Below are 16,408 nucleotides of genomic sequence, written 5' to 3'. Positions count from 1 at the left end.
TCAATCCGAAAAAAATGCCGGAGTCAGGCTCCGGCACTTGAGGCGTTAACGGGATGCAAAGGTGTTGCAGGTATTGGGATCGCCGCTGTCGAAACCCTGTTTAAACCAGGTGTAGCGCTGCTGCGAAGTGCCGTGGGTGAAGCTGTCCGGCACAACGCGGCCCTGGCTCTGCTGCTGCAACCGGTCGTCGCCAATCGCCTGCGCGGCATTCAACGCCGCCTGCAGGTCACCCTCTTCCAGCATCTGCTGCTTCTCGGCGTATTTGCCCCACACGCCGGCAAAGCAGTCCGCCTGCAGCTCCATTTTCACCGACAGGCGGTTCACTTCCGCCTGGCTAGCGCCTTGCTGCATCTGGCGCACCTTCGGCTCGATGCCCAGCAGGTTCTGCACGTGGTGGCCGACTTCGTGCGCCACCACATAGGCCTGAGCGAAATCACCGCCGGCGCCCAGCTTGGTCTTCATGTCCTGATAGAAAGACAGATCGATATACACCGTTCTGTCGCCCGGGCAGTAGAACGGCCCCATCGCCGCCTGACCGGTGCCGCAGCTGGTGCGCGTTACGCCGCGATACATCACCAGCTTCGGCGGTTGATAGGTTTTGCCCATGCGCTGGAAAATCTCTTTCCAGTTATCCTCGGTCGAAGCCAGCACCACTGAGGTGAATTTGGCCAGCTCATCGTCTTTCGGACTGATGTTGGCGCTCTGTTGTTGACCCTGAGGAGCGACGTTACCGCCGTTCAACAGCGGCGACAGATCGATGCCGTAATAACCGGCCACCAGCACCACTACCAGAATAACGATGCCGCCCTTGCCACCCACCGGCACGCGGAAACCGCCGCCACCGCCGCCCAAACCTGAAGACTGCCCGCGACGATCCTCAACATTGTCACTTTCCCGACGCCCTTGCCAACGCATAAATACACTCCAGATATTTCCCCTGCTCGTTGAAGTTGCGCCGCGATCGTAAGCGCAAAGGCAGCTTCAAGCCTGAGTGGGATAGGTTTTAGTCATCTCACATCCATCATTATAAATGGTCTGCCGCGGAGGAAATGTAGAAATTTTCTGGAAAAACGCAGAATAGCGGGACGATCCGGCCGGATCGCCCCGAATGGCGGTGCCGACGCTTAGTCGAGTTTCACGCCGATGCGGCGCGCCACTTCTTCGTAGGCTTCGATCAGGCCGCCCAGGCTTTGACGGAAACGGTCTTTGTCCATCTTGTCCAGGGTGTTTTTGTCCCACAGGCGGCTGCCGTCCGGCGAGAACTCATCGCCCAGCACCACTTCGCCGTTGAACAGACCGAACTCCAGTTTGAAGTCGACCAGGATCAGGCCGGCGTCGTCGAACAGCTGGGTCAACACGTCGTTGGCGCGGTAGCTCAGCTCGCGCATGCGCGCCAGATGCTCTTTGCTCACCCAGCCAAAGGTTTCGCAGTAGGATTCGTTCACCATCGGATCGTGCATGGCGTCGTTTTTCAGGAACAGATCGAACAGCGGCGGGTTCAGCACCAGACCTTCTTCAATGCCCAGACGCTTCACCAACGAACCGGCGGCGCGGTTGCGGATCACGCACTCCACCGGCACCATGTCCAATTTCTTCACCAGCACTTCGTTGTCGGACAGCAGACGCTCCATCTGGGTCGGGATGCCGGCTTCTTCCAGTTTGCTCATGATGAAATGGTTAAACTTGTTGTTCACCATGCCTTTGCGATCGAACTGCTCAATGCGCTGACCATCCAGTGCTGACGTATCGTTGCGGAACTCCAACACCAACAGATCGGGATTCTCGGTGGTGTAAACGGTTTTTGCCTTTCCGCGATACAGCTCAGCTAGCTTTTGCATCTTACTTACTCCAGTGATGTATCCCCGTTGTCTCCCGAGCGCGGCCCGAAATTAGGGGGTATAGAATTGACCTAATGAATTCTTTGGCGTGCCGGACACTATTGTGCCAAACCTGCGACGCAAACGATACCGTATAGACAAAACAAAAAGGGGCCGAAGCCCCTTTTTGATTAGTTAACGCTGGTTTTGCTGAAGGCTGACTGGAATGCCGCCACCAGTGCGTCGTTTTTCGACTGGGTGAGCGGTTTGCCTTTCGGATCGATGAATTGCAGGCTGGTGCGGTTGTTGAGATCGCCGACCTGCAGTTTGTAATCGCCTTCCGTCAGTTCAGGATCCTTGACGCCCAACGCATCCCAATCGCTGCTGCTCAGGGACTTGTAAGTCACGGCGACGGTGCCCTGCGGACGGCTGCGGTCACCCACTTTCATCCCCAGTTTTTCGAGCGCCGGCGGCAGGCGATCCCACACGACGGTGTACGGGCCGCGCACCACCAGCATCGGCAGGCCGGTATCATCGGCACCGCTCTGCACGTCCAGCGCGCCGAAGCGGTTGGCCGTCTGGGAGCTCGCCAGGTTATCCTGCTTGTCCAGGCCTTCGATCAGGGTGTTGATCATCATGCCGTTGTAGCGCTGGATCTCAGACTGATCGGTCACCTGTTCGGTCTTGCCCTGCTGCTGCAGGCCAACGCTTTTCACCACCAGCGCCTGCTGATAGCCCTGCTGCTGCACGCTGATCTGATAACGGCCTTCGTACTGGTTGTCTTCGTCCAGACGGTTCCACTTCACCCAGTCGGTGGTCAGGGTCTGACCGGCGTCCTGACGGGAAGCGATCGCGATGTTCTTCGCCTGCAGCAGGCTGACCACGCGCGACCACAGGTTCTGGTTCTGCGGGCTGTTTTCCAGCAGCAGCGTGCCGCTGTCGCCGGCGTATTGCGCGCGTGAACCGCTCAGCAGCGCCAACGGCTGCACCGGCGGACGAATGTCCAACTGCTTGCCGACGTTGCCTTGCACCGTTGTGGCCGGCACGTCATAGTTGCCGCTCTGCACCGGCAGGATCATGCCGGACGGCGCGTTCAGCGCCTTGAGCGGAGCCGCGTCGAGGTAGGCCTCGTCGCCGCTGACCTGGCGCTTGTAGCGCTGATCGCTGCTGCAGGCTGCCAGCATCATCACCAATGAGATGCCCACTACTTTTGCTACCGTCGACTTTTGCAATGAATAAGCCATCAAATTTCCCTTAGAGTTACAGCAAGCCGACGCTTTTCAGCGCGCGCTCCACCACCGGGCGGGCGGCTTCGCTCAACGGCGTCATCGGCAGACGCAGCGTATCGGTTGCCATCAATCCCAACGCCTTACAGGCCCACTTCACCGGAATTGGGTTTGCTTCTACAAATAGATCCTGATGCAACGGCATCAAGCGCTGATTTAAGCGGCGCGCTTCGGCAAATTTGCCCTGCGCCGCCAGCGCGCAAAGTTCCGCCATCTCGCGCGCAGCCACGTTGGCCGTCACGGAAATCACCCCTTTGCCGCCCAGTTGCATGAAGTCCAGCCCGCTGGCGTCGTCGCCGCTCAGCAAAATGAAGTCTTCATCGTCAACCAGCACTTGGATCTGACTAACGCGACTTAAGTTCCCCGTCGCTTCTTTTACAGCAACAATATTCTTGATTTTCGCCAGCCGAGCGATGGTCGGCGGCAGCATGTCGCAGCCGGTGCGCGAAGGCACGTTATACAGGATCTGCGGCAGCTCGGTGCTCTCGGCGATCGCCTTGAAGTGCTGATACAGCCCTTCCTGCGTCGGCTTATTGTAGTACGGCGTCACCGTCAAACAACCCACCACGCCGGTGTTGGCGAAGCGGGTGGTGAGCGCGATGGCTTCGGCGGTAGCGTTGGCGCCGGTGCCGGCGATCACCGGAATGCGGCCGTCGGCCAGCTCCAGCGTCTGCAGCACCACGTCAACGTGCTCGTCATGGGCAAGCGTTGCGGACTCGCCGGTGGTCCCTACGGAAACGATCGCCGCGGTGCCACTGGCTACATGATAATCGATCAATTTTTTCAGGCTCGCGCGATCGACAGCACCTTTGTCGTCCATCGGCGTAACCAGTGCAACAATACTTCCCGTAAACATTGGCCGTCCCCTCCACAAACAAGTCACTCATGGTACTTTTGCTGCCTATCCAAAAGCAAGCGCACAACCGCGTTGTAAGCGCTTGGCAGGCGGTTTTTTTATGTTTACCATGGTAACCCCATTAAGCACGACAGGAAGCGCTATTTTGCCTCAGTCAGACGAACACTATCTCGTGATTACCGCGCTCGGCGCCGACCGCCCCGGAATCGTCAATACCATCACCCGCCACGTCAGCAGTTGCGGATGCAATATCGAAGATAGCCGTCTGGCCATGCTGGGAGAGGAGTTCACGTTCATCATGCTGCTGTCCGGCAGTTGGAACGCCATCACCCTGATCGAATCCACCCTGCCGCAAAAAGGCGCGGAGCTGGATCTGCTGATCGTGATGAAGCGCACAAACTCGCACGAAAGGCCGCCGATGCCGGCCACGGTGTGGGTGCAGGTGGAAGTGAAGGACTCGCCGCACATCATCGAACGCTTTACCGATTTGTTCGACTCCAGCCAGATGAATATCGCCGAACTGGTCTCGCGCACGCAGCCGGCGGACGGCGACCTGCCGCCGCAGCTGTATATCCAAATTACCGCCCACAGCTCCGGCGATCGGGACGCCTCAAATATTGAGCAAGCCTTCCATCGCCTATGTACAGAATTGAACGCGCAAGGCAGTATTAGCGTGGTGAACTATCCACAGCATGACGAGAAAGATGGAGAGTAGTGATGAGCCCATTGAAAGCCGGTGACACAGCGCCGAAATTTAGTTTGCCTGACCAGGACGGTGAGGAAATTAATTTGGCCGACTTCCAGGGACAGCGAGTATTGGTCTATTTCTATCCGAAGGCGATGACGCCGGGCTGCACCGTGCAAGCCTGCGGCCTGCGGGACAACATGGACGAATTAAAAAAGGTCGGCGTCGAAGTGCTGGGCATCAGCACCGACAAACCGGAAAAACTGTCGCGCTTCGCCGAAAAGGAGCTGCTCAACTTCACGCTGTTGTCTGATGAAGATCATCAGGTGTCACAACAGTTTGGCGTGTGGGGCGAGAAAACCTTCATGGGCAAGACCTACGACGGCATTCACCGCATCAGCTTCCTGATCGATGCCAACGGCAAGATTGAAAAAGTGTTTGATGATTTCAAAACCACCAATCACCACGACATCGTTCTGAACTACCTGCAGCAGTAATTCTCACGAAGCGCAGCGGCCTGCTGCGCTTCGTTTCTTCCCTGTCAGTCGGCCTTGTCTTCCACCTCGACCCGCAGTTCATCCGGCCAGGCATGGATCACCGCCTTCACCAGCGTCGCCAGCGGTATGGCGAAAAACACGCCCCAAAAGCCCCACATCCCGCCGAACACGATCACCGACAGGATAATCACCAGCGGATGCAGGTTGACCGCTTCGGAGAACAAAATGGGCACCAACAGGTTGCCGTCCAGCCCCTGCACCACCAGGTAGGCGACGATCAGCGTCCAGAAATCGGCGCCGACGCCCCACTGGAACAGCGCCACCACCACCACCGGTATGGTGACCAGCACCGCGCCGATGTAGGGGATCAGCACCGAGAACCCCACCAGCACCGCCAGCAGCAGCGAGTAGCGCATGTCCAGCACAGCGAACACCAGGTAAGTCGCCACGCCGACAATCACCATCTCCAGCACTTTGCCGCGAATGTAGTTGGTGATCTGCTGATTCATCTCGTTCCAGACCTGCCCCGCCAGGCCGCGATTGCGCGGCAGCACGCGGCGCACCGCGTTCAGCAGCTGTTCTTTGTCCTTCAGCAGGAAGAACATCATCATCGGCACCAGGATCAGATAGATAGCCAACGTCAGCAGGCCGACCAGCGACGCCAGCGAGAATTTCACCACCGATTCGCCCATGCCGGACAACCGGCTGCGCAGGTTTTCCGCCATCATGTCGATGATGCCGGCATCCACCAGCGCCGGATAACGCTTCGGCAGCGTCGCGGCGAAGTTATAGAACTGATTGAGCATGCCCGGCAGATCGCTCATCAGATTGATGCCCTGCTGCCAGGCGGTCGGCGCGACGACGAACACCAGCAGCATGGCGACGCCCGCGAACACCAGCAGCATGATGCTCGCCGCCCAGGTGCGCGAACAGCCGATGCGCTGCAGGCGCGCGGTCGGCCACTCGAGCAGATACGCCAGCACGATGGCAACCAGCAACGGGGTCAGAATGCCGTGCAAAAAATAGAGAATAAGGAACCCGGCAACCAGGATCACCAGCAGCGCGATGGCCTGAGGATCGGTGAAGCGGCGGCGGTACCACTGTAATAACATCTCCAGCATCAGAGCGGGCTCCTTGAGATTTGGCGGGCGGGCATGGCGATTCCTGTGATGGGCCTGATTAAAGCATAGATAGAACGGGCGCACGCGGGATGTGCAAAGCACTCAGAGTACTCAAAGTTCGCCATACATCAACAGCGATCTGGCTGATTTTATCGCGCGGGCAGACGATCGACGCAAAAATCCGCAGACGCGGCGACTGGCTCGATGAGCGGCCCCGAACGGGGCCGCGGAAGATTACAGCGAAGTAGCGACAGAAAGGGGCGAACCGACCGCCAATGCGAACAACAACACACAGCCAATCGCGATCGCCGCCGCCAGATCATTTTTCATTGTCCCGTCCCCTGATGCTTAAACTGGTTATCGTCACGAACTCTGTCGGTTCTACGTTCACGGCCTTTTCCGATGCACGTCATTAAAAACCCCCGCCTAAGCGGGGGAGAAAACGTTCTGGTGCATCAAGTGTTACAAGGAGGTCATGAGGGATTGCTAACCCTAAATGACTATTTCAAGCTAGGATTATTCCCAGAACATGGCAAGCGATCGCGTCGAGGTTATCCGCACTTTGGGATAAACCTCATAAAAAAATCCCGCACGGCAGCGGGATGAAGGGATGATAACGTCATGAATTTTTTATGCGGACAATGAGGCGGTATTGTCGTCATTTGGCGACAATACCGCGCCGGCACGGTGGTCACAAGGGAAATTTGGCCACGGTGAGGAAATCAGAATTTCGCCAATGCCCGCGATCGCGCGCCCGTCAGCATCAACGAAAAAATGGGATTTTCGTCAGACAGCCACCGGGAAAAAACCGGTAGCATGGCCGATATAATCCCAAATGCCGTAGGGGGAAAAATGAACAGCAAACCGTGTGAATTTGATGAAGCCATCTGTCTGGCGATCGGGCGTGGCGTTTGCGAAGTCGTCAAGATAGGAGATGAAATCAGCATCTTCTCCCTGCTGGAAGCCATCGAGAGCTTCATCGAACGGCAGGCGCTCAGCGAAAGCGAAATCGCGGCGGCGGACGACGCGCTGGATTTGATCACCGGTTTGGTTCGCCGCCAGTGCTGACGCCTGTTACGAGGCGCGGCCGATGAGCCGTTGCTCTACCGTGACGCCGGGCATCATTTGCCGTAAACCGGCAATCAATTCGTCGCCCGCCTCGTGCAGCGCCGCCAACGGCATCGCCGGCAGGCTCTCCAGGATGAACCACATCCGCTCGGCCTCGGCGCTCAACCGGGTTCTGACCCCCTGGCGCCAATTCCAGCGGCGGCAGGTCACGCCGCGATCGTCGCGCCAAACCACTTCACCCGCCTCCGGCGATTCATGGATCACCGCCCCCTCCTTGACGGTATCAAACAGTTCGCTGCCATCCGCGATAATCAGCCGCGGCTCGCCGACATAGGCCGCGATATTCTCGCCCCCCACCGGCACCGCATAACGAATGCTGACGGCGTTGTAGAGATCGACTACCGGATCGATGCTGGGTATCGTGCCGTCGCGCAACGCGCGCTTGCGCAGGGCGTCGGCGGAACAGGGCGTACGCTTGGGTTTGGCGCCAAACTGCATGAAAACCTCGCGCCAGGCCGTGAGATGCGCCTCTGCCCAGGGGGCGTCTTCCTCGGCGAGAGCGCGACAGGCTTGCGTCAACGCCAATGCCCCTACGTTCGGATGGGCTATGGGAGCCGCAACCGCGGTAATGCTTAACGCCCGGAAACCGGGTGCCAGCGCAGCGACGGCCGGATCGATTGACGGATCGACTAAAATCATTGAATAATCCTATATTGACTATTTTATTGCATAATATTGACCGATGAACGCAAAAGTCAACAGACCGACCGAGTTCGGCGCCGACGTGCAAACCGTCAGCGAAGCGGTGTCGCACCGCATCAAGCAACAGAGAAAAAGCCAAAAGCTATCGCTGGATGAACTGTCGCGCCGGGCGGGCGTCAGCAAAGGCATGCTGGTGGAGATCGAGAAAGGCACCGCCAATCCCAGCATCGCCATCCTGTGCAAGCTCGCGGCGGCGCTGGGCCTGTCGGTGGCGGACATCGTCAACGTCACCCGCGCGCCCGCCGCCTACCTGATTGAAAGCCAAGATATTCCCACGCTGTGGCATGGCGATCGCGGCGGCTCGGCACGTTTGCTCGCGGGCACCCAAGGCCCGAACATGATAGAACTGTGGCGGTGGGAAATGGCGCCGGGGGAAGCCTATACATCGGGCGGCCACCCGACGGGCACCTTCGAGCTGCTGCACGTTGAGCGAGGCGTCTTGAGCCTTGCCGTCGAACAGACCGAGCTCATGATTGCGCCGGGCTGTTCGGCGGTCGCCAAAACGGACGGCCCACATCGGTACGCCAACGAAGGCGAAGACACGCTGATTTTCACCATGACGGTCGCCGAGCTGCACGCCTGAACGGCGACCCTGACCTGAACGCTTGCACAGGAGAAGAGCCATCATGACAACCCCTGCCCCACTGGAGTGGCAGCGTGCGGACTATCTCGTCAGCACCGATCCCGCCCTGCTGGATCTCGATGCCATCCACGCTTTTCTGACCCGTTCGTCATGGGCGGAAGGAATCGATAGAGAAACCGTTCGCCAGTCCCTCGCCCACAGCTTGTGTTTCGGTTTGTATCACGGCGCCAGGCAGATCGGTTTCGCCCGGCTGGTCACCGATTACGCCACTTTCGGCTATCTGTGCGACGTGTACGTGCTGGAAACATTCCAAAAAAGCGGGCTGGGCCTGTGGCTGGCGGAATGTTGCCAGGCCCATCCGCTGATGGCGACGCTGAGGCGAGTCATGCTGGTCACCAGCACCGCCCCCTGGCTCTATGAGAAAGTGGGCTATTCGGCCATCAACCGCCCCGACTTTGTCTGGCAGATCGCCCGGCCGGACATCTACCGACGGTAATGCTATTTCAGCTTCAGCGCCTGCTCGGCCAGCAGCCCGAGGGCGATGACGATCATCGCCGCGCCGGAGATGCGCCCCACCACCTTTGCGGCCTGAGGACGCGTGCGCAGCACCGACTGCGAACCAAACCCCACCAGCAGATACACCAGGCCGCAGCTGATCAAATGCACGACGCCCAACGCCAGCATCTGCATCGGCACCGACCATTCAGCTCGGGCGTCGGTAAATTGTGGCAGCAGCGCCAGAAACAGCAGAAACACCTTGGGGTTCAGCCCGCTGACGCACACGCCTTTGCCGGCCCAGCGCAGCCAGGAATCGGAACGCTGATCTTCACCGGCGCCGGGCACCGGCGGGTGCAACAGCATGTTGAAACCGATCCACAAGAGGTAAGCCGCCCCCAACAGGGTGAGCGCCGTCAGCGCCAGCGGGTTGCCGACCAGCAGCGCGCCGACGCCCGCCACCACGATCGCAATCATCAACAAATGGCCAAACAGCAAACCGGCGACGGCGGGCACTACCACCCGGCCGCGAATGCCCGCCGAGATCACATAGGCCCAATCCATACCCGGCGTGATCACCAACAAAATCGACACCGCCCAAAACGCGGCGAACAGAGCGAGCGTCATGCCGGCGCCCTCTCAAACGCACCGCGCCACACCGAACAGAGAACCATTGCGCTTTCCTCGTGGAAGAAGAACGGCCTCCGCCTGCCGCGGCGGCCGTCAAAACCGTTCAACAGATGGCAAGAATATCCTCAAGGCGTTAAAATGTGCTTTCAATTACTTGCCTGAAATCGGCATAAACGGGGAAATTTTTCCAAATGGACAAGATTGATCGCAAGATTCTTGCTGAACTGCAGGCTGACGGCCGTTTGTCGGTGACCGAGTTGGCCGAGCGGATCGGTTTGAGCGTATCCCCCTGCCACCGCCGGGTGCGGGCATTAGAGGAGTCTGGAGTGATCAGGGGTTACCGCGCCCAGCTCGATCCCGGCAGCCTGGGCTATAACTTTTCCGCCCTGGTGTTCGTCACCATGCGCGAAGGCGATCGCCGCGCCGTCGAAACCTTCGAAAACGCCATGGTGGACATTCCGCAGGTGGTGCAAGCGCAGCGGCTGTTTGGCGATCCCGACTATCTTCTGCACGTTATCGCCCGCGATCTGCCCGCCTTTCAGCAGCTTTACGACGAGAAGCTCTCCGCCCTGCCGGGCGTGCAGCGCCTGAGCTCCACTCTGGTGATGAAAACCGTGGTGCCGGAACGCTCGTTCCTGCCGCTGGGGAAATGACGACGGGAGCGTTGCCGCTCCCGTTTTTATCTTTTTAAGGCACAATCACGAAATCCGGATTGGCGACGGAGAACAACGCCTCGCGGTCCGCTGCCGGTGGGTAAATCCACTGCGTGTTAATCTCCTGTTTAATCTTTTTGCCTTCCTGACGGGTAAAGCGCACCTGGCGCTGCCAGCCTTCGGTATACAGCGCGCCCCAGGGGCCCAGATCCAGACAGGTCACATACTTCGGCTGGCTGTACGGGTGCGTCGGTAACCCCACCAGCTCCGCCGCCGCATTGTGACCGGCGACGCGGCCAAGGCTCATCGCATGCTGGCAGGTCATCAGATTGTGGTTACCGAGATCGTCGGTCGCCGCTTTCACCGTATCGCCGGTCACGAAAATGCCCGCCGCCGCCGGCGCGCGCAGGAAGGCGTCGCCGATCACCCGGCCATTGGCGTCGCGCTCGCCGGGGATCTGCTCGGTCAGCGGATGCGCACGCACGCCTGCCGCCAGGATCACCGTGTTGGCGGCGATGCGTTCACCGTTCGACAGCATCACCCCCTCGGCGTCGATAGCCGAGACGCGCAGGCCGGCTCGCGCTTCCACGCCGCACTCCGCCAGCGCCTGGCGAATTACCGCCCCCGGCTCCGCGCCCATTCCGGCGCCCACTTCCGGGGCGCTATCGACGATCACCACACGCACATTCTCGTTTTGCCCCAGCGCATCGCGCAGCCGCTGCGGCATCTCCGCGGCGCTCTCCAGCCCGGTCAGCCCCGCTCCCACCACCACGGCGGTGTTGCGCGCCGGCGTTGACGGTTTGGCCGCCAGCGCTTTGATATGAGCGCCCAAGCGCTGTGCGCTTTCCAGCGTATCGACATTGAAACCGTATTCGGCAAAGCCCGGCACCGCAGGCACGGAAAGCCGACTGCCGGTGGCCCACACCAAACGATCGTAGGCCAACTCAAGGGGTTCCCCCGCCGCCGGTGCCACCCTGAGCGTTTTGGCGGCGGCATCGATGCGTTCCACCGTCCCGGCCAGGTGCCGCACACCGACGGCGGTGAGCTGCGCGGAAATGTCGGGATTCATGTTTTCCAGCACCGCTTCATACAGGCGTGGCCGGATGGTGACCGTTGGCGTCGGCGAAACCATCAGCACCTCGATGTCGTCATGCTTACCGGCAAGGGTAATGGCGCGCATGGCGGACACGGCGGCCCAAAAACCGGCAAAACCGGAACCGGCAATCACTATTTTCTGCGTCATGGGATGACTCCTTCATACAGGGTTGACCGGGCGACGAGGCTGCCCGCAGTTTTTTCGGATGAACGGCGCCGTTCCGCTCCCGTAGCAGGGTGCAGAAGGACCGCCCGCCCCTTCCGAAGAGGCGGGAAAAAGTGTGTTTTGTTTTAAGGAAAGGCGGAGTTTAGGCCTTGGCGCGAGCCGTTTTGCCGCTGCGCGCGGTGCGTTCCGTCATGCGCTCGTCGAGCCAGATGTTGACCTCGCCGAAGAAGCCCTGTGGCGCCTTGCGGCCAAAACGGGCAGCGACGTCGCCGAGGGTCTGCGCCGCCAGCGCATCGCGCATCGCCTTCTCCGCCTGCAGCATCACCGCATGGATAGCGCATTTGCCGGAGACCGCCCAATCCGGCGGGGAATCATCGAACACCGCACAGCGCCCGCGCACCTCCTGGCAATCGAACAGCGGTTTGTGCCCCTCGATGGCGTCGATAATCTCCAGAAAGCTGATCTCTTTCGCCGGACGGGCCAGCCGGTAACCGCCGCGCACCCCTTCACTGGCGGCGACGATGCCCGCCTTTTCCAGCTTGGGGAAAATCTTGGCCAGAAAGCTGGGGGAGATCCCTTGCAGCTCGGCGAGTTCGCGGCTGCTGAGCGCGCGCTGGTTATCGCCGACCAGCCACAGCAGGCAGTGGATGCCATATTCAACGCTGGTTGTGATGTACGCCATATGTCCGTTTTTGACCGTCAGTAAATCTTCAATAACGCAGACTATATGAGTCTGCGTTTATCTTGTCAATAAAACACAGACTAACTTTATCCGTGTTTTATCGAAGTTCCGTCTCGCTACCGACGGAGAAAACGCCCTTCGAAATGAAAAATAAAACTTTTTTGCCCGATTCGCCCCCGGCTAACGTTTCCTTGTCGCCTGCCGCTGACTATGATGTGATGATTGCCGTCGCGGCGGTTTGTGATCCGCCGCACTTTCACGCGGATCGCGCCGTGGGAATAAAGAACTCTTGTCTGCTGCTGACGTCTTAGAAATGATTATTTAAGGGAAACGCCTGACTATGACCAACCGGTTGACCAAAGCCGCGTTAGCGGTGCTGTTGCTCGGCACGTTGAACGCCACCGCCCTGGCGCCAGCACAGGCGGAAAGCCAGGACCAGTTGCCGGATATGGGCACCTCCGCCGGCGGCACCCTGAGCATCGGACAAGAGCTGGCGATGGGCGACTTCTACGTGCGCCAACTGCGCGCCAGCGCCCCGCTGATCAACGATCCGCTGCTAAGTCAATACATCAACCAACTGGGCAACCGGCTGGTGGCCAGCGCCTATTCGGTGCGCACGCCGTTCCATTTCTATCTGGTGCGCAACGACGAAATCAACGCCTTCGCCTTCTTCGGCGGCAACGTGGTGCTGCATTCCGCCCTGTTCCGCGTCAGCGACAACGAAAGCCAGCTGGCCTCGGTGCTGGCGCATGAAATCTCGCACGTCACCCAGCGCCACCTGGCGCGCGCAATGGAAGATCAGCAGCGCAACGCCCCGCTGACCTGGGTGGGCGCACTCGGTTCCATTCTGCTGGCGATGGCCAACCCGACCATGGGCATGGCGGCGCTGAGCGGCACCATGGCCGGCACCCAGCAAGGCATGATCAGCTTTACCCAATCGAACGAACAGGAAGCCGACCGCATCGGCATTCAGGTGCTGCAGCGCGCCGGTTTCGATCCGGAAGCCATGCCCGACTTCCTGCAGAAACTCTCGGATCAGTCGCGCTACGCCTCCAAGCCGCCGGAAATGCTGCTGACGCACCCGTTGCCGGACAGCCGCCTCTCCGACGCGCGCAACCGCGCCAACCAGATGCCGAAACACATCGTGCAGTCTTCGCAGGACTACCTGATGGCCAAGGTGCGCGCCCTGGGCATGTACAGCTCGGAAGGCTACGGCCTGAACGAAGAGCTGCTCGGCTCACTCAGCAAGGGCAACGTGCGCGAACAGGCGGCCGCCAAATACGGCCGCGCCATTCTGTTCTATGAAGCGAAAAAATACGACGACGCGCGCAACATCATTCAGCCGATGCTGGCGCAGGATGCGAAAAACGTCTGGCTGATCGACCTGATGACCGACATCGATCTCGGTCAGAAACGCGCGCCGCAGGCCATCGCCCGCCTGCAGGCGGCCAACGCCGCCCAGAACAACAACCCGGTGCTGCAGCTCAATCTGGCCAACGCCTATGTCGAAGGCAACCAGCCGGCGCAGGCGTCGAAGATCCTGAACCGCTACACCTTTGCCCATCCGGACGATCCGAACGGCTGGGATCTGCTGGCGCAGGCCAGCGCCGCTCAGGGGCTGCGCGATGAAGAGCTGTCGGCCCGCGCCGAAAGCCTGGCGCTGACCGGCCGGCTCGATCAGGCCATCGGCCTGCTCAGCAATGCCAGCTCGCTGCAGAAACTCGGCAGCCTGAAACAGGCGCGCTACGATGCGCGCATCGACCAGCTGCGCCAACTGCAACAGCGCTTCCGCCAATACCAGCGCAGCTGATTCAACAAGGAATGAACGCCATGAAAAACGTCACGATTTACCATAACCCGCGCTGCTCCAAGAGCCGTGAAACCCTAGCGCTGCTGGAGCAGCACGGTGTCGATCCCAAGGTAGTGCTGTACCTCGATACGCCCCCTACGGTCGATGAGCTGAAAAAACTATTGAAAGAACTGGGCTTCACATCGGCGCGCGATCTGATGCGCAAAAAAGAAGATCTGTACAAGGAATTGAAGCTGGCGGACAACAGCCTGAGCGAAGAGCAACTGCTGGCGGCGATGACGGCGAACCCGAAACTGATCGAACGACCGATCGTGGTGAAAGGCAGCAAGGCGCGCATCGGCCGGCCGCCGGAGCAGGTGCTGGAGATTTTGTAAATTCGAATTCGGGCGCGGACTATTGCGCCCTTTCTTTTACGGTAGCGGCTACAGCCCCAGGATCTCTTTAACGAACGGAATGGTCAGCTTGCGTTGGGCAGTGATCGAGGCGCGATCGAGCTGATCGAGGGTCATAAACAGCGTGCGCATCTCGCGATCCAGCCGCTTCAGCAGGAAGCGGCCCACGTCTTCCGGCAGTTCGAAGCCGCGCAGTTTGCCGCGCAGCTGCAGCGCCAGCAGCTTCTCTTCGTCCGACAGCGGCTGCAGCTTGTAGATCTGCCCCCAGTCCAGACGCGAAGCCAGATCCGGTAAACGCAGGTTCAGCTGACGCGGCGGGCGATCCCCGGTGATGAACAAACGGGTGCGGCCGGTTTCCAGGATGCGGTTGTAAAGGTTGAAGATCGCCATCTCCCACTCTTCGTCGCCGGCGATGCATTCGATATTGTCGATGCAGACCAGCGCCAGCTGTTCCATGCCGTCCAATACTTCAGGCACGAAGTAAGCGCGCTTGTCGAGCGGCACATAGCCCACCGCTTCCCCCTTCTGCGAAAGCTCGGCGCAGGCCGCATGCAGCAAATGGCTGCGCCCGCCGCCTTCACGCGACCAGAAATAGATATAGCTGCCATGTTCCTGACGGACGGCGGATTGGATCGCGGCTAATAGGGATGGGTTCTCGCCCGGATAAAAACTGGCGAAAGTTTCATCATCGGGAAGATAAAGTGGCAGTGAAAGCTGTGCCGGCGTATTCAGAGAAGCACCTCAACCAAAACTGGCAGAAAAACGTGGGCAGTTTAACACAGAAAACGGGCGCTGTTGAACCGGCAGGATCTTATGCCGCAATAGTGAACAATGCCTAAGCGCCGCTTGATTGGCTGCGGCTCCCGCCAAGGCAAGAATTATCCGATATCATTCCCTAACCCCATGCCTGCGCAGGTTAAATTTGTCATTTAAGCCAAATCTGGCCTAGTATAGGTAGGCTAAACGCAATCACCATCAACAAGGTTTCTGCAAGGATATAGACGATGAAAGTATGGAATAAAGTGCTGTTGGCCTCCTTTATCGGGTTGTTGGTTGCCGGCTGTGATGACTCGTCCAAGGTTGACGCCAACCTGGATAAAGCCAAAGACAGCGCCGAGCAGATGAAAGACGCCGCCCAGAAAAAAGCGGACGATCTGACGGACAAGGCGAAAGCGACGGCGGATGAAATCAAAAAAGAGGCCGCCACGCAGGCTGACCAGCTGAAGGACAAAGCTTCGGCGATTAAAGAAGACGCAGCCAAGCAGGCGGACGCCATCACCAACGACGCCAAGGCCAAGGCCGCCGCGATCAAAGATGACGCCGGCAAGCAGAGCCAGCAGTTGGTGGATCAGGCCAAGGCCATCAAGAACGACGCCATCAACGGCGCCAACGATTTGACCGAGCAGGCCAAGGCCAAGACCGAAGCCATCAAGAACAGCGCCGAAAACAAAGCGCAAGAGTTGAAACAAGAGACCGATGCGGCGGTGAACGGCAATACTCAGACTCAGCCAGCCACCCAGCAGTAAGCTATTCTCAGCCACAAAAGAAAGGAGCAGTAAATGGGGATTATTTCCTGGATTATCTTCGGCCTGATCGCCGGTATTTTGGCTAAGTGGATCATGCCCGGCAAAGACGGCGGCGGCTTTATTCTGACCGTCGTGCTGGGGATCGTCGGCGCCGTGGTCGGCGGCTATATCAGCACCTTCTTCGGCTACGGCAAGGTTGACGGCTTCAACTTCGGCAGCTTCGTGGTGGCGGTTATCGGCGCCATCGTGGTGCTGTTCGTGTACCGCAAAATTCGCAGCTGAGG

General features: G+C 59.4%; 20 protein-coding genes. 10 read left to right on the top strand and 10 right to left on the bottom strand.

Annotation, left to right across the window (positions count from 1 at the left end; genetic code table 11):
- Positions 1–45: 45 nt before the first annotated feature.
- From L085_RS10580 to dapA, 4 genes are all read right to left on the bottom strand, one after another.
- Positions 46–915 carry a neutral zinc metallopeptidase gene (locus L085_RS10580; RefSeq protein ID WP_033632407.1) on the bottom strand — a complete coding sequence of 290 codons (870 nt, stop codon included), beginning with the start codon at positions 913–915 and terminating at the stop codon, positions 46–48.
- Between the two features lie 209 nt (positions 916–1,124).
- On the bottom strand, positions 1,125–1,838 hold the full coding sequence (gene purC, locus L085_RS10575) for a phosphoribosylaminoimidazolesuccinocarboxamide synthase (RefSeq protein WP_004941708.1): 714 nt from the start codon (positions 1,836–1,838) through the stop codon (positions 1,125–1,127).
- Positions 1,839–2,008: 170 nt separating this feature from the next.
- Positions 2,009–3,061 (bottom strand): outer membrane protein assembly factor BamC, encoded by a 1,053-nt coding sequence (gene bamC / locus L085_RS10570; RefSeq protein WP_044030710.1) that lies wholly within the window; start codon positions 3,059–3,061, stop codon positions 2,009–2,011.
- 16 nt (positions 3,062–3,077) lie between these two features.
- A complete protein-coding gene (dapA, locus tag L085_RS10565; RefSeq protein ID WP_004941701.1) occupies positions 3,078–3,959 on the bottom strand; it encodes a 4-hydroxy-tetrahydrodipicolinate synthase in 882 nt (293 codons plus the stop codon).
- 145 nt (positions 3,960–4,104) lie between these two features.
- Between dapA and L085_RS10560 the strand changes: the two genes are divergently transcribed.
- The gene (locus L085_RS10560) at positions 4,105–4,674 is read left to right on the top strand and encodes a glycine cleavage system transcriptional repressor (RefSeq protein WP_015378708.1); all 570 of its coding nucleotides are present in this window, start codon (positions 4,105–4,107) and stop codon (positions 4,672–4,674) included.
- A gap of 2 nt (positions 4,675–4,676) precedes the next feature.
- Positions 4,677–5,141 carry a thioredoxin-dependent thiol peroxidase gene (bcp, locus tag L085_RS10555; protein WP_015378709.1) on the top strand — a complete coding sequence of 155 codons (465 nt, stop codon included), beginning with the start codon at positions 4,677–4,679 and terminating at the stop codon, positions 5,139–5,141.
- Positions 5,142–5,185: 44 nt separating this feature from the next.
- On the opposite strand, the gene L085_RS10550 is transcribed toward bcp, so the two are convergent.
- Positions 5,186–6,262 (bottom strand): AI-2E family transporter, encoded by a 1,077-nt coding sequence (locus L085_RS10550; protein ID WP_004941690.1) that lies wholly within the window; start codon positions 6,260–6,262, stop codon positions 5,186–5,188.
- Positions 6,263–7,114: 852 nt separating this feature from the next.
- On the opposite strand from L085_RS10550, the gene L085_RS10545 reads away from it, so the two are divergent.
- Complete coding sequence (locus tag L085_RS10545) at positions 7,115–7,330, top strand: hypothetical protein (RefSeq protein ID WP_004941687.1); 216 nt, start codon at positions 7,115–7,117, stop codon at positions 7,328–7,330.
- 6 nt (positions 7,331–7,336) lie between these two features.
- Here L085_RS10545 and L085_RS10540 read toward each other — a convergent pair whose 3' ends face one another.
- On the bottom strand, positions 7,337–8,029 hold the full coding sequence (locus tag L085_RS10540) for a B3/4 domain-containing protein (RefSeq protein WP_044030709.1): 693 nt from the start codon (positions 8,027–8,029) through the stop codon (positions 7,337–7,339).
- A gap of 43 nt (positions 8,030–8,072) precedes the next feature.
- On the opposite strand from L085_RS10540, the gene L085_RS10535 reads away from it, so the two are divergent.
- Both L085_RS10535 and L085_RS10530 read left to right on the top strand, forming a co-directional pair.
- Positions 8,073–8,675, top strand: a complete 603-nt coding sequence (locus L085_RS10535) for an XRE family transcriptional regulator (protein ID WP_044030708.1) — start codon at positions 8,073–8,075, stop codon at positions 8,673–8,675.
- A gap of 43 nt (positions 8,676–8,718) precedes the next feature.
- Positions 8,719–9,171: a GNAT family N-acetyltransferase gene (locus tag L085_RS10530; RefSeq protein WP_021504392.1), complete on the top strand. Its 453-nt coding sequence runs from the start codon at positions 8,719–8,721 to the stop codon at positions 9,169–9,171.
- Between the two features lie 2 nt (positions 9,172–9,173).
- Here L085_RS10530 and L085_RS10525 read toward each other — a convergent pair whose 3' ends face one another.
- Positions 9,174–9,797, bottom strand: a complete 624-nt coding sequence (locus tag L085_RS10525; RefSeq protein ID WP_044030707.1) for a LysE family translocator — start codon at positions 9,795–9,797, stop codon at positions 9,174–9,176.
- 194 nt (positions 9,798–9,991) lie between these two features.
- Here L085_RS10525 and L085_RS10520 point away from each other — a divergent pair, with 194 nt between their 5' ends.
- Positions 9,992–10,453, top strand: a complete 462-nt coding sequence (locus tag L085_RS10520) for an Lrp/AsnC family transcriptional regulator (RefSeq protein ID WP_004941672.1) — start codon at positions 9,992–9,994, stop codon at positions 10,451–10,453.
- 34 nt (positions 10,454–10,487) lie between these two features.
- On the opposite strand, the gene L085_RS10515 is transcribed toward L085_RS10520, so the two are convergent.
- Together L085_RS10515 and L085_RS10510 are read right to left on the bottom strand one after the other, a co-directional pair.
- The gene (locus tag L085_RS10515) at positions 10,488–11,696 is read right to left on the bottom strand and encodes an FAD-dependent oxidoreductase (protein WP_044030706.1); all 1,209 of its coding nucleotides are present in this window, start codon (positions 11,694–11,696) and stop codon (positions 10,488–10,490) included.
- Positions 11,697–11,856: 160 nt separating this feature from the next.
- Complete coding sequence (locus tag L085_RS10510) at positions 11,857–12,396, bottom strand: Rrf2 family transcriptional regulator (protein WP_044030705.1); 540 nt, start codon at positions 12,394–12,396, stop codon at positions 11,857–11,859.
- 340 nt (positions 12,397–12,736) lie between these two features.
- On the opposite strand from L085_RS10510, the gene L085_RS10505 reads away from it, so the two are divergent.
- Together L085_RS10505 and arsC are read left to right on the top strand one after the other, a co-directional pair.
- A complete protein-coding gene (locus L085_RS10505) occupies positions 12,737–14,206 on the top strand; it encodes a M48 family metallopeptidase (RefSeq protein WP_044030704.1) in 1,470 nt (489 codons plus the stop codon).
- A 20-nt stretch (positions 14,207–14,226) separates the two neighbouring features.
- A complete protein-coding gene (gene arsC, locus L085_RS10500; RefSeq protein WP_044030703.1) occupies positions 14,227–14,580 on the top strand; it encodes an arsenate reductase (glutaredoxin) in 354 nt (117 codons plus the stop codon).
- A gap of 48 nt (positions 14,581–14,628) precedes the next feature.
- Here arsC and hda read toward each other — a convergent pair whose 3' ends face one another.
- Positions 14,629–15,330 carry a DnaA inactivator Hda gene (gene hda / locus L085_RS10495; RefSeq protein WP_025159568.1) on the bottom strand — a complete coding sequence of 234 codons (702 nt, stop codon included), beginning with the start codon at positions 15,328–15,330 and terminating at the stop codon, positions 14,629–14,631.
- 272 nt (positions 15,331–15,602) lie between these two features.
- On the opposite strand from hda, the gene L085_RS10490 reads away from it, so the two are divergent.
- Complete coding sequence (locus L085_RS10490; RefSeq protein WP_015378718.1) at positions 15,603–16,124, top strand: hypothetical protein; 522 nt, start codon at positions 15,603–15,605, stop codon at positions 16,122–16,124.
- Between the two features lie 33 nt (positions 16,125–16,157).
- Complete coding sequence (locus L085_RS10485) at positions 16,158–16,406, top strand: GlsB/YeaQ/YmgE family stress response membrane protein (RefSeq protein ID WP_004941647.1); 249 nt, start codon at positions 16,158–16,160, stop codon at positions 16,404–16,406.
- The last annotated feature ends 2 nt before the right edge of the window (positions 16,407–16,408 follow it).

Origin of the sequence: Serratia sp. FS14 (assembly GCF_000695995.1) — a bacterium.
Lineage (GTDB): Bacteria > Pseudomonadota > Gammaproteobacteria > Enterobacterales > Enterobacteriaceae > Serratia > Serratia nematodiphila.
Note: the sequence above shows the minus strand (reverse complement) of the source record. Positions and strands in the feature narration are given on the sequence as shown.